A 13,745-nucleotide genomic window follows, 5' to 3' on the forward strand; every position below is an offset into this window, starting at 1 on the left:
ACATAAATAAATCATAATTTCTCAATATATTATTTTACCACAAATGTGATTTTCTTTCTAGTATTAAAGATTATTTTGAGTAACAAAAAAATTGCATTAAAGCTAATGCAATCTTCTTTTAAAAATTTTCTAATATTAATCTGGCAAGTTTATCTTCGTTATGTCTTGAGTAACCTGAAGTTTTACTTACTAACTTTTCTTCTAAGACTCTTATTTTTAATTTTTTTAAATATTCTCTTTCTTCATCAGTTAGTAACAACTGACTTGCACTTTTTCTTTTGTATTTTATATTTATTTCATCAGAAATTTTTTCGTTATTTACAATTATGGTATCAATCTTAATTCCCTCACAATGCTTATAAATTGCATTTAAATGGTCAATAACTTTGTAATTGAATGTTTCTGTTGATTGATTAACAACATTTAAAACAAAGCATATTTTTGCCTTTGTATTAACTAACGCATCACCTATTTCAGAAATTAATAAATTAGGAATTACAGAGGTGTATAAACTTCCGGGACCTATTAAAATTATATCTGAATTATAAATTTCATATACAACTTCATTAAGTGGTTTTGCAAATTTTGGAGAAATAAAAACTCTATCAATTCTACTGCTGTTTTTATCTTCTAAGTTTAAAGCTGTTATATTACTTTCACCCTCAATTATTTCTCCATTTTCAAGCTCTGCAAATAATTTAATATTATCCAAAGTAACCGGTAAAACTTTCCCCGTTATTGCTAAAATATTTGAAGTTTCTTCTATTCCCAAGACAAAATCTTTGTATATATCAGCCATTGCAACTAAAAATAAATTTCCAAAATTTTGTCCTTTTAAATTTCCCTCTTTAAATCTATAATTCATCAATCTTTCCATAGATTTTTCTGTATTTGCAAGAGAAATCAAACAAGCTCTAATATCTCCGGGAGGAATAACACCTAAATCTTCTCTTAACATTCCGGAGCTTCCTCCATCATCAGCAACAGTTACAATCGCAGTAATATCTTTAAAATATTTTTTTAACCCTTTTAGTATAGTCGAACTTCCTGTCCCACCACCAATTGTTGTTATTTTAATATCTTCTACCATAGTCTTTCGTCCCTATGAGAAATATTTACATTTGAATGAGATTTTTTTAATTCTATAAATAATTTTTCAGCTAAGCAAACAGAACGATGCTTTCCGCCAGTACAACCAACTCCAATAGTAAGCATACTCTTGCCCTCTGCCTTATATTTTGGAATTAAAAATTCTAACAAATCTACAATTTTATTTAAAAAAGCATTTGAATCTTCAAAACTCATAACATAATTTTGTATTTCTTCATTTTTTCCGTTAAGCACTTTTAATTCTTCAATATAATACGGATTAGGCAAAAATCTAACGTCAAAAACTAAATCTGCCTCTACTAAAATTCCGTTTTTAAAACCGAAAGATTCAATATTTATAACTAAATCTCTCTTATTTCCATTAAAGAAAAATGAATTCAATCTATTTTTAAAACCCGTTGGAGAAAGTCTTGTCGTGTCTATAATAATGTCTGACTTATCTTTTATATCATTAAGCATTTCTCTTTCCAATTCTATTGAATCAGATAAAGAGCCATTCGGATTTATCGGGTGTGGACGTCTTAACTCCTTATATCTATTTATAAGAGTTCTATTACTTGAATCTAAAAATAAAACTTTAAGTTCACAATCCATCTTTTTTAAATTTTGAATTGTTTCTGATAAATCTTCAAAAAATCTCGCTCTAACATCTATAACTATCGCAAGTTTTTCAATTGTTTTTGTGGAATTATTTATAAGTTCAACAAAGTCAACAATAAATTTTGGTGGCAAATTTTCCATACAATAATATCCCATATCTTCAAAATGATTAAGGGCTAATGTCTTTCCTGCACCACTCATTCCTGTAATTATAACTGCTTCCATAATCTAATCCTTTAAAATTTTTACTTCCATTTCCAACTTAACGCCAAATTTTTCAAAAACTATATTTTTTACATGGTCGATAAGTTCTAAAATTTCTTTACAACTTGCATTTCCTTTATTAACTACAAAACCGGAATGTTTTTCGGAAACCCAAGCGTCATTTATATGATAACCTTTAAGCCCTGAATCTTCTATTAACTTTGATGCAAAATGTCCTTCAGGTCTTTTAAATGTACTACCGGCTGAGCCGAAATTCAAAGGTTGTTTTGAATTTCTTTTTTCTCTTAAATCCTCATAAATTGTTTTTATTTCTTCTTTATTTCCTTTTTGCAATTTTAATTTTATTGCCAATACTATATAATTTTTATTTTGAATTATACTATTTCTATAAGAAAATTCAAGTTCTTCATTTTTTAATTCTTTGACTTCGAAAGTATCCATATCCAAAACTTCAACAGTTTCAACTATGTCTTTCATCTCTCCACCATAAGCACCGGCATTCATATAAATAGCTCCACCTATGGTTCCTGGAATTCCTGAGGCAAATTCAAATCCGGCTAAAGAATTTTCTAATATTACATCAAAAACCTCTGAAAGCTTTGCGCCGGATTTTGCTATTACATACTCCCCTTCAACTTTGATTGTTGAAAATTCTTTCTTTAATTTTATTATAACTCCATTGTATCCTTCATCTGAAACCAGTAAATTTGACCCATTACCTATTACAAAAAATTTAATATTATTTTCTCTACAAATTTTTATAGCCTCAATTATATCTTCAACTTCTCTTGGCTCTATCAAAGCAATACAACTTCCACCAATTCCAAATGTCGTGTGATTTTTTAAAGGCTCATCGTATCTTACAATACAATTTAATTTATCAAATATCATATCTACCTACCTACTTTGTTTTATTTTTTATTTCTTCCATTATTCTCTTGCTAAGTTCCTCAGCTGCATTATAACCATACATTTTTTGACGCATATTTCTAGCTGCAACTTCAACAATCAAAGCAATATTTCTACCAGGTTTTACCGGAATTACAATATAAGGAAGTTCCATTCCCAATATAGTTTTATATTTATCATCAAGACCTAGTCTATCATATTCTTTATCATCTTTCCAATTTTCAAGCTCGATTATAAAATCTATTTCAGTAGATTTCTTTATTGCACCGACACCATATAGTCTTTGAATATCCAATATTCCAAGACCTCTTATCTCTAAAAAATGTCGAATATTTTCAGGAGATTCTCCATAAAGTTTATTATCTATCTTTCTAATATCAACGGCATCATCGGCAACAAGTCTATGTCCACGACCAATAAGTTCTAAAGCAGTTTCACTTTTTCCTATACTACTTTTTCCAAGTATCAAAATACCCATACCGAAAACTTCAAGTAATCCACCATGTATTCTAATATCTTCGCTAAGTTCATATTCTAAAATAGCATTCATTTTAGAAATTAATTTTGTAGTACCATAGTCAACTCTCAAAATTGTCCTATTATGTTTTTTAGCCAGAGAATAAACTTCATAAGGAACAGATATTCCATAGCTATAAATTAAAGCAGGAATTTCATAAGTAAAAATTTTATCAAAAATATTTCTTCTCTCATCAAAAGGCAAATATTTATTATAGTATTCATGTTCCGGTTGACCAATTATTTGAATTCTCTTATACGGAAAATTATCAAAAAAACCACAAAGTTGAAGTCCCGGTCTATTTACTTCATTAAAATCAATTTCTATATTTTCATAATTTTCACTTTTATAAACAATCTCAAGTCCAAGTTTTTCAACTAAGTCTTTTAGCAGAACACTTTTTTTCATATTATCCCTCACTATTAAAAAAATCAAAAATATTTTTAGCCGTCTTTTTATCCATTTTATCAACCATAGCAAGTTCATCTAAACTAGCTTTTTTTATCGCTGAAATACTTCCAAAATGTGATAATAATTTAATTTTCTTTATTTCTCCAACACCTTTTATCTCATCAAGTATAGAATTTTGTAATTTTTTATTTTGCAAACTTCTATGATAATTTATAGCAAATCTATGTACCTCTTCTTGAATATCAAAAAGAAATCTATATATATTTGTATTTATATCCAATTCAATGTAATTATCTTCAAAAATTATACCCTTAGTCCTATGCTTATCGTTTTTCACAAGCCCAATAACCGGAATGTTCAAGTTTTTCTCCAAAAGAACCTCTTTTGCAACATTAACATGACCTTTTCCACCATCCATAAGAATTAAGTCCGGAGTTTCTGAAAAACTACTACCTGTTGAATTAATTTTTTCATCTAAAAGCCTATTAAATCTTCTTGTAAGCATTTCTCTATGACTTGAATAATCATCTTGCCCTACAACAGTTTTTATCTTAAATTTTCTATAATCTTTTGAGCTTTTAAAACCATTTTTATAGACAACCATACTTCCAACATTAAAATCTCCGGAAATATTTGAAATATCATAACATTCAATCCTATTTAAAATTTCAATATCTAAAATATTTTTAAGATAATTTATTGCTTGTAAATATTTAACATTAATGCTCTTATTATCAAAAATATGTTTTGTTAAAATTTCGCTTGCATTCTTTTTCAAAATTTTCATTTGGTCAAATTTTACACCTTTTTTAGGATTTTTAACCAAAACAGAATTTTTAGAAAATACATTTGATAAGAATGATGAAATTTCATCTAAAAATCTCTCTTCTGCATAGTCTATATAAACCTCTTTAACATTACTATGATGATTTATATAGAATTGTCTTATTACATTTGAAAATAATTCTTCAAAATCCAAGTCCAAAATGTTTTCTACGATAAAATGTTTTCTATCAACAACAAGACCATCATTTACAACAAAAATAGCAACTGTTAAAATATTCTCAGCATAAGCATAAGAAATCAAATGATATTCTTTAAATTTTTTTATATTAAAAATTTGTTTTGTAAACAAGTCATCTAATTCATTCAAAAAATCTCTATATTTCATAGCAAGTTCATATTCTTGCTTTGCAGATGCTTGTTTCATTCTATTAAATAAAATTTCTTTAACTTCAGTTGTATCCCCTGAAAGAAATTTTATTAATTTTTTTATATCTTTATTATAATTTTCTCTATCTATATTTTGAGTACAAGGTGCAGAACATCTCTCCAAGTAATAACTCATACATGGTCTTTGTAAAAATCTTCCCTTGTCAAAATTCAATTTACAATCTCTAACATTATAAATTAATATAGATAATTCCACTAATTTTTCCAAGTCTGAAATTGTAGGAAAAGGCCCAAAATATTGAGCCTTATCATTTTTTACATCCCTAACTTTTAAAATTTTAGGAAATTTTTCATTTGTAATTTTTATATAAGGATATTGCTTATCGTCCTTTAAATTTATATTGTACTTAGGTCTATTCTTCTTAATTAAATTAGCTTCTAAAACTAAACTTTCAGTTTCATTATTAACGATAATATATTCAAATCTATGAATATGCTCTACCATAGCTTGAACTTTTTTATGTTTATGATTCGTATTGAAATATGACCTAACCCTATTCTTTAAAGAAACAGATTTGCCAACATAGATAATCTTATCTTCCTTATCATACATTATATAAACTCCCGGAGAGTCCGGTAGCTTTTTCAATTCGTAATTTATATCAAATTCTCTTAAATTTCCTTGCATTGTTCTCTTAAATATTCTAAATCATGTCCACTTAAATATGGAGATAATTTTTCGTAACACATCTTATTATAGTCATTTAACCAAACAATTTCTTCTTTAGTTAATAATGACTTATCAACCGGTCTTGTGTCAATAGGTACAACTGTAAGATTATCAAATTTTAAGAATTGACCGAATTCAGTCATTTCATCTTTAACACAAACCATAATATTTTCAATTCTAATTCCATGACTACCACTAATATAGATTCCAGGTTCATCAGAAGTTACCATTCCAACTTCCATTGGATAATCATTTCCACCTGTAGCTATTCTTTGTGGACCTTCATGAACATTTAAAACATGACCAACCCCATGTCCTGTTCCATGGTTAAAGTTAATTCTGTTTTTCCATAGATTATATCTAGTGAAAGCATCTAAGTAACCGCCATTTGTTCCTTCTAAGAACTTAGCGTCCATTAAAGCAATATGCGCCTTTAAAACTAATGTATAGTGGTAAATTTCTTCTTCTTTTAATTCTCCAAGAGCAATAGTTCTGGTGATATCAGTCGTTCCATCTAAATAATGTCCACCACTATCAATTAAGTATAAACCTCTTGGCTCAACTTTTACAGGATTTTTATGGCTTGGTTTATAATGTGGCATTGATGCATTTGCCCCATAAGCTGAAATTGATTCAAAACTGTCTTCTATGAATAAGTCTTGTTGCTTTCTGAATTCTAATAATTTTTCAGATGCAATCATTTCAGTTATAGTTCCTGTAGGAACCCCAGTTTCTAACCAATTTAAATATCTAACTAAAGCAACACCATCTTTGATGAAAGCATTTTTAGTATTTTTTATTTCAATTTCATTTTTATGACATTTCATTATTGAAGTAAGGTTTAGACCCTTAACAACATTTACACCTCTAGGAATTGATGAATAAACAGCAACATTTGTCTTTCTAGCTTCTAAATATAAAGTTTTCTTTGATTCTATATTTGAAATATCTCTACCGATAAGTTCATAATCTCTAATTGTAATTTGATTTTCTTCCAAATATTTAATAACATCTTCTGATAATTTTGCTTTATCAATATATAAATTACAATTATTTTCAGAAACTAACAAATAAGAAATGACAACAGGATTGCATTGAACATCGTTTGCTCTAATATTTAAAACATAAGCAATATCGTCTAAAGAACCAATAAAATGATAATCTATTCCTTTATCTTTCATCATTTCTCTAAGTCTTGCAATTCTATCAGAAGTTGATTCTCCAGAATATTTTTCATCAAAAATATAAACTTTACTATCTGGACTTGCTGGACGACCTTCTTCATTCCAAAGTTCTCCAACATAATCAACATCAGTTATAAATTCAAAATTAGGTAACTTTTTCATCAAATTTTCATATTCTGCAACAGAAGTATTATTACCATCAAAAGCAATCTTTGCCCTATTAGGAAATTCTTGTAATAAAAATTCTTCAATAGTAATTGAATCTGCAAGTCCCATTTTATAAAGTTCAACTTCACTTCCTGCTAATTCTTTTCCTGCTTGAATAAAATATCTACCATCAGTCCATAAGCCGGATTTTTTTATAGTAATAACAGCAGTACCTGCTGAACCACTAAAACCAGTAATGAATTTTCTAGTTTTATAATAATCTGCTAAATATTCAGATTGGTGCGGGTCTGAACTAGGAACAATATACGCATCTATATTTTTCTTGTCCATCAACTTTCTCAATTTTCTTATTCTTTCATTAATCATAACAATACCCCCTTATATTTTTTTATCAACAACTATATTATAGCATTGTAAATTTAATATTTCAATAAATTTTCAAACAATAATAAAAATCTTTTCCTAAACAAAAAAATAGATACCATTTCAAAAGAAATGGTATCTATTTTTTTCAAATTTAATTATTTCTTATTTTTTAAATCTTTAGCTATTAAAGCATCAAGAACTAATTCATAGCCTTCTGCTCCAAATTGTAATGATCTATTTACTCTACTAATTGTAGCAGTTGATGCTCCTGTTTCAAGTTCAATTTCATTGTAAGTTTTTCTAATTTTTAAAAGTTTAGCTACTTCTAATCTTTGAGAAATAGAATTTAACTCACGTAAAGTACAAACATCTTCAAAGAAAGCATAACAATCATCTTTAGTCTTTAACATTAAAATTGCTTCAAAAAACTCATCTAATTGTCTTGATTGTAATTTTTTTAAATTTGACATAACATACCTCCATTTATTTAATAATATTTTAACATTATTATACTTCATTATAAAACAATAGTCAAGTATTAAACTATTTTGTAAAAGATTGGCGGGAATATGTGGGAATCGAACCCACCTAAGAAGCTACAAACTCCTTATGCTGGTTTTGAAGACCAGAGAGCACACCAGAACTCATCTACTCCCATAAAACAACATTATGTATTATACATTATTTTTTTTAAAAAATCAACCTTTTTATGAAAATTTTTAACAAATAAGTTCTACCCACCAATCAAATAGTGCTTAAATTAAGTAATTTACCTATTTTTCACCTAATTCTCCAATTATTTCTGTTATTTCATTAATTTTATTAACCCTATCAAACTTAACTCTCTTAATTGACTTAGAAAACACAGAAGAAATTAAAACCCCGATTGCTATTGAACATGCATGAACCACTGTATTAATTCCACTGTCTAAAGCAAATAAATACTCATTTTTTGCAAAATATTCCATAGTTTTATACATTCCATATCCAGGAACCAACATTACAATTCCTATGTATAAAAATACCGTAGAAGGCATTTTTAATTTTACAGAAAAATATTCAGCAAAAAGCCCAACAACAACTGATGCAATTAAATTGCTAACTGCATTTCCAAAATATTTACTAGATAGATAATAAACTATCCAACTAATTGTTCCAATAATAGTACAATAAGGAATCGACTTTTTAGGAACGATAAAAAATATAGAAAATGCAACACTGGATACAACCGCACATAATACATTTAAAAACAAATCCATAAAATCACCTATCCAAAAATTCTAAGCATCAAAACTACACCTATCGCAATAGAAACTGCTGTAAATATTGCAGACATTATTCCTATTACACCTGACAAAATATCCCCTGATAAAATATCCCTCATAGAATTAGTTATCTGTATTCCGGGAAACAGTGGAATAATTCCTGCAATTATAATACTTGATACATTTTGTATATGAATAATCCTAGACATAGTCATTGTAAAAAGTGTAACTGTACTTGCAGATAAAAAAATTGTCAAAAAAGATGGTAATTTTAATTTTTCAACATAAGTCAAAAATAACATTTCAACTAACATTGCTAATGATGCAGGAATAAAATCACCTAAAGTTCCACCAAATATAAATGCCAAAAATGGTGCTGATATTGTAACTAATAAAATTATAGTTAAATTATTATAGGAATTTTTATTTTTTATATTTTTTAATTCTTTAAATGCTCCATCAATATCAACATTTCCTGAAACTATATTTCTGGATAACTCATTTAGCAATGCTATTTTTTCTAAATTTTTTCCCGAATCATTTACTCTTCTCATAGTTGTATAATTAGTACCGTTATACACAAATGAAATTATCACCATATTACTTAAAGCAAAAGTATTAACTGCCTTTATGTTTTCAAAAGACTTACAAATTCTATTTATACTATCCTCTACCCTATAAACTTCAGCTCCATTGTAAAGCAAAGAATATGAAAATTTAATACTAAAATTTAATAATTTTTTTGCCTCAATATCACTGCTTATAGAATTATTCTTCATCATATTCATCTTCAATACGTTCTTCCATTTCTTTTAAATATTTTTTTCTTGAACGAACAACATAAAATATCGCTAAAAATAAAATTCCCGGAACAATTAAAAGTACTGGATTTTTAAATAAATTAGCTATAACTTCCATTCTTTCTTTATAATCTTTTTCAGATTTTTCATTAAATGCCTCTAATCTATTTTTCTTTTCTTCTTCAGTTAATTCATCATAATTTTTCTTAAAATCATCTTTAGGCTTTGCAGTCTTATTAGCCTCTAAACGCTTATTTTTTTCCATTTCAGTAAGATTAGGGACATACTCTCCCTTATTTATCATATTTTGAAATAATTTAACTTCAGAATTTTCCGGATCTTTATCATTTGCAAGATACAAAGTTTCATAATTTCCTGAAGTTGCCTTAAAAATCCAAGTTAAATCTAAAGTATTATCTTTTTTTAGAATTCCTACAAAATAATCTCCCTTTACAGGAGTTAAAACACTATAACTATATTCTTTAAATTTAGGAACTTCTATTTCTTTTAAATTTTCTCCTAAAAATATTGTAGTAATCTTTACTTTAAATTTATCATTAGAATCATCAACAATATTACCTATAAAAAATGTTCTATAATTCATATCGTAAATTCTATTAGCTCTATCAAAATTATCATCTGCAAAAGAAATTTTAGAAGTAAAAGAAAAACTAAAAATAAAAATAATAGATAAAACCAAAACTTTTTTTAATTTACTTATATTAAAAATATTAAAAAATTTATTATCCATAAAATCACCTCTAAGTATATTTTACCATAAACTTCTAATAAAAAATAGAGAAGAAATAATTTCTTCTCTATAAATTTTAATTTTCACTAATTAGCATTTTCTTTATTTACTAATTTCATTAAGAAATAAACAACTACTCCAATCAATAATCCACCAAGACCTATAAGAATCTTTTGCATATCTGATTTATATAATAACCAGAAACTTACAACAACTGCAAAAATTGGAATTATTGGACCAAATGGAACTCTAAATGATGGTTGTAAGTCAGGACGTTTCTTTCTTAAAACAATTACTGATAAACAAGTTGGTACATATTGTGCAAATCTTGAAACTACACTGATAGCTGCTAAGATTGCAAATGAACCAATTAATGAACCATATAATCCTAATGCTAAAGTAATAATCCCTGTAATTATGATAGCAAGGTATGGAACATCTTTTGAATTTTTCTTAGCAATAACTCTTGGAATTAATCCGTCATTTGCTAAAGCAGCACCACTTCTTGGAGTTCCTATTGATGCAGCAATATTAATACCACCAATTGATACTAAAGTACCTGCTCCAACTAAGAATTTACCTGCATTACCAATTATTTTTTGGAAAGCATCTTGAACAGGAGCTTTAGAAACAGCTAAATCAGGTCCCAATATACCAATAGCTATACCAATAATTGCGATATAGAATATTGAACATAATAAAATTACTAATAGAATTGATTTAGGAACATCTCTTTCAGGATTTTCCATATCTTCAGCAGCAACAGCAATATTTTCAAAACCGGTAAATGCATAGAAAATTGTAAGCGCTGCAGCACCGATAGCCGCTCCGGATGACATAACTGAACCATCTTTTAATTTACCTGGAGTAAAGAATGGAGTAAAGTTTGAACCATTTATAAAGAACAAACCAACGGCGATAAAAATAATAAGTGGTAATAACTTTCCAGTTGTTACAATATTATTTACAATTTTTGTAGCTTTAATACCTGATAGATTAAGTAAAGTAAGTAAAACAACTATAATTGTTACAATTATTGCTTTAACTAAATTTGGATTTGAAAAAGTATCTTTTGGTAATAATCCCATTAACGCTTCAGCAAAACCAACTGTCATTGTTGCCCAAGCAATAATAGCGATAGCCCACTTCATAAATCCTACTTCAAAACCTATAAATTCTCCGAAGGCTTCCTTAGCGTAAACATAAGGTCCTCCATTTTTCTTGAACATCCCACCAGCTTCGGCAAAACACATTGCTATACTAATAACCAAAATTGCATCAAAAACTGTTACCAAAAGTGCGGAAGGACCAACTAATGCCATTACTTTGTTAGGTAATAAAAATATACCTGAACCAATAATAGAGTTAAATCCTAATAGAATTATACTTAATAATCCCATCTTATTTTTATTGGTCATAAAAATTATACCTCCTATTTTTTACATTCTATGACTTTTTTTACAAATTCATTGAAAATCTCTTGAGATTTTTCGTTACTTGCAGACAACATTTCAGGGTGCCATTGAACACCGATTACAAAATTATCTTCTGTAATTTTTTCAATAGATTCTATAACCCCATCAGAACTCTTTGCAACGACTTTAAATCCAGGAGCAACATCTTTTAATATTTGATGATGAAAACTATTTACCTTATATTTTTCTCCTAGAATATTTTTTAAGAAAGTTCCCTCTTCAAGCTCTACAAAATGAGTAGCTTGTGCAGGATTATCTACTTGATCATGTTTAATCTTAACAAAATCAGCATAAGATAAATCTTGATATAAAGTTCCTCCGTTAATCACATTAATTATTTGATATCCTCTACAAATACCAAAAATCGGTTTCTTTAACTCAATAGCAGTCTTATAAAGTTCCATATCAAAAACATCTCTTTCCGGAAAAAGTTCTCCAATTTTTAACATAGGGTCTTCTCCGTAGTAATAAGGGTTTACATCATGTCCTCCAGACAAAATAATCCCATCAACTTTTTCTACCATTTCTCTTGTAGCCTCTAAATCTTCATTGAATGGTATAATAAAAGGAATAGCACCCGCTCTTAATACAGCTTCAACATAGTCTTGATTAACATAAGATCTTCTATATCCAGAAAAGGCATTACCTTTATTAATTAAAATACTCCCCGAAATTCCAATAACTGGTTTCATAAAATACCTCCTAAAATAGTGTCTTGACAATTATACCATCAAATCTTGCAAAAATCAATATAAAAATAACTTTAATTCATAAATTAATGTGTTAAATTTTTTTATCAATTAGCATTAATAAGTATTTATTATTACAAAAATATGAAAAATAATTTTTTAAACAGAAATTCAAAATAACATATTATTAAATTAAATTGAAAGCTAATACTTATTAAAAGTTTACAAAAATTTAATAAATTGTCAGTGAGATAAATCTACCCCATTAAATCAAAAAATTAAATTTATATAAATTTAAATAATTACTAAAGTGCCATCTATATGATAAATAAAAAAAACTGAGGAATATTACTCTCCTCAATCTTAGTTATTAAAAGATATTTTAATTTAATAATTTATAAATAACTTATTTTTATATGTAAAAATTCTATAATTATCAATGGCTATTTTAAGTTTTCAATCAGTAAATACCCTAATACACCAACAATGATAAAAAATAATATAGATAAAAGATAAAATTTAATTTTCCATACATCTTATCTATATACTTTAAGATATTCTCCAAAAGTAAATCCGGTATCTGTTAGATAACCAGTTATATGACTACTCCTAACCAGCACTTCTCTATATGTAATAAACATAGCATTTTGCATTCCAAAATAAAAACTAATTAAATAAATTTCAATATATTTAATCAACGTAATATTTATCAATTCAAATAATTATATAAAAATTAATATTATTCCACCAAAAATCAAAGTAAAATCACAAGGTTTTTTAGGATAATGCTTTTTATCACAATATATAAAACCTGAAAAAACAGAACCAATGAAAAAACATATTAATAGGAATAATAATTTAAAAGGAATTTGATTTTCATAAATTTTTTTTGCTATCCAAGAAGCATTTCCAGTGTGATGACTTAATGTTGAACTAAAATTTTTAATTCCATAAATATTAAGCATACCAGATAATATCATAATTGCATAAATCCACAATTTAAATTTAATAGACTTTTTTGATTTTTTACTTTTATTACTCACAACAATTTCTTTCCAAACAAAAATTAAAAAAAATAGGAACCCCACCCTTCCTCGATGCTTGCATAGGGTGGGTACCCGGGAACCTTGTTGTTTCACAATAATAAAAAAAACAACTACTTAATACTAAGATAGTTGTCTTTTGGCGTGCCATAGAGGATTCGAACCCCTGGCCTTTTGGTCCGTAGCCAAACGCTCTATCCAGCTGAGCTAATGGCACATAACAGAAAACTCAGAATAAATTCTGAGTTCTTGGAGCGGAAGACGAGATTCGAACTCGCGACCCTCGCCTTGGCAAGGCGATGCTCTACCACTGAGCCACTCCCGCATAT

Annotated in this window: 12 protein-coding genes, 3 tRNA genes and 1 pseudogene; all 16 read right to left on the reverse strand. The window is 27.5% G+C overall.

All coding sequences use genetic code 11. From position 1 onward, the window contains the following. Window positions 1–118: 118 nt before the first annotated feature. Window positions 119–1,090 carry a gluconeogenesis factor YvcK family protein gene (yvcK, locus tag HMPREF3181_RS00490; protein WP_068471939.1) on the reverse strand — a complete coding sequence of 324 codons (972 nt, stop codon included), beginning with the start codon at window positions 1,088–1,090 and terminating at the stop codon, window positions 119–121. Then, entirely contained in the window at window positions 1,084–1,935 is an 852-nt protein-coding gene (gene rapZ / locus HMPREF3181_RS00495; RefSeq protein WP_068471941.1) for an RNase adapter RapZ, read from the reverse strand. Before rapZ ends, yvcK begins: the two co-directional genes overlap by 7 nt. Before the next feature lie 3 nt (window positions 1,936–1,938). Continuing rightward, entirely contained in the window at window positions 1,939–2,826 is an 888-nt protein-coding gene (murB, locus tag HMPREF3181_RS00500) for a UDP-N-acetylmuramate dehydrogenase (protein ID WP_068471942.1), read from the reverse strand. Between the two features lie 10 nt (window positions 2,827–2,836). Further along, window positions 2,837–3,769 carry an HPr(Ser) kinase/phosphatase gene (gene hprK, locus HMPREF3181_RS00505; RefSeq protein ID WP_068471944.1) on the reverse strand — a complete coding sequence of 311 codons (933 nt, stop codon included), beginning with the start codon at window positions 3,767–3,769 and terminating at the stop codon, window positions 2,837–2,839. Between the two features lies 1 nt (window position 3,770). Beyond that, window positions 3,771–5,633, reverse strand: a complete 1,863-nt coding sequence (gene uvrC, locus HMPREF3181_RS00510) for an excinuclease ABC subunit UvrC (RefSeq protein WP_068471946.1) — start codon at window positions 5,631–5,633, stop codon at window positions 3,771–3,773. Further along, the gene (locus HMPREF3181_RS00515) at window positions 5,618–7,393 is read right to left on the reverse strand and encodes an aminopeptidase P family protein (protein ID WP_068471948.1); all 1,776 of its coding nucleotides are present in this window, start codon (window positions 7,391–7,393) and stop codon (window positions 5,618–5,620) included. Before HMPREF3181_RS00515 ends, uvrC begins: the two co-directional genes overlap by 16 nt. A gap of 155 nt (window positions 7,394–7,548) precedes the next feature. Then, window positions 7,549–7,863 carry a YerC/YecD family TrpR-related protein gene (locus HMPREF3181_RS00520; protein WP_068471950.1) on the reverse strand — a complete coding sequence of 105 codons (315 nt, stop codon included), beginning with the start codon at window positions 7,861–7,863 and terminating at the stop codon, window positions 7,549–7,551. A gap of 89 nt (window positions 7,864–7,952) precedes the next feature. Beyond that, window positions 7,953–8,049, reverse strand: a tRNA-Sec gene (locus HMPREF3181_RS07635). 117 nt (window positions 8,050–8,166) lie between these two features. After that, complete coding sequence (locus HMPREF3181_RS00525; protein ID WP_068471952.1) at window positions 8,167–8,652, reverse strand: threonine/serine exporter family protein; 486 nt, start codon at window positions 8,650–8,652, stop codon at window positions 8,167–8,169. An 8-nt stretch (window positions 8,653–8,660) separates the two neighbouring features. Next, window positions 8,661–9,440: a threonine/serine exporter family protein gene (locus HMPREF3181_RS00530; protein WP_068471970.1), complete on the reverse strand. Its 780-nt coding sequence runs from the start codon at window positions 9,438–9,440 to the stop codon at window positions 8,661–8,663. Further along, a complete protein-coding gene (locus HMPREF3181_RS00535; RefSeq protein WP_068471954.1) occupies window positions 9,427–10,209 on the reverse strand; it encodes a hypothetical protein in 783 nt (260 codons plus the stop codon). The genes HMPREF3181_RS00530 and HMPREF3181_RS00535 overlap by 14 nt, the downstream gene beginning before the upstream one ends. An 86-nt stretch (window positions 10,210–10,295) precedes the next feature. After that, window positions 10,296–11,627 (reverse strand): APC family permease, encoded by a 1,332-nt coding sequence (locus HMPREF3181_RS00540; protein WP_068471956.1) that lies wholly within the window; start codon window positions 11,625–11,627, stop codon window positions 10,296–10,298. A 14-nt stretch (window positions 11,628–11,641) separates the two neighbouring features. Then, complete coding sequence (locus HMPREF3181_RS00545) at window positions 11,642–12,376, reverse strand: gamma-glutamyl-gamma-aminobutyrate hydrolase family protein (protein ID WP_068471958.1); 735 nt, start codon at window positions 12,374–12,376, stop codon at window positions 11,642–11,644. Between the two features lie 533 nt (window positions 12,377–12,909). Further along, window positions 12,910–13,353, reverse strand: a pseudogene (locus HMPREF3181_RS08090) (DUF1275 family protein). Window positions 13,354–13,556: 203 nt separating this feature from the next. Next, window positions 13,557–13,633 (reverse strand) — tRNA-Arg (locus HMPREF3181_RS00555). A gap of 33 nt (window positions 13,634–13,666) precedes the next feature. Further along, window positions 13,667–13,741, reverse strand: a tRNA-Gly gene (locus tag HMPREF3181_RS00560). Window positions 13,742–13,745 lie beyond the last annotated feature (4 nt).

This window comes from Parvimonas sp. KA00067 (genome assembly GCF_001553085.1).
Lineage (GTDB): Bacteria > Bacillota > Clostridia > Tissierellales > Peptoniphilaceae > Parvimonas > Parvimonas parva.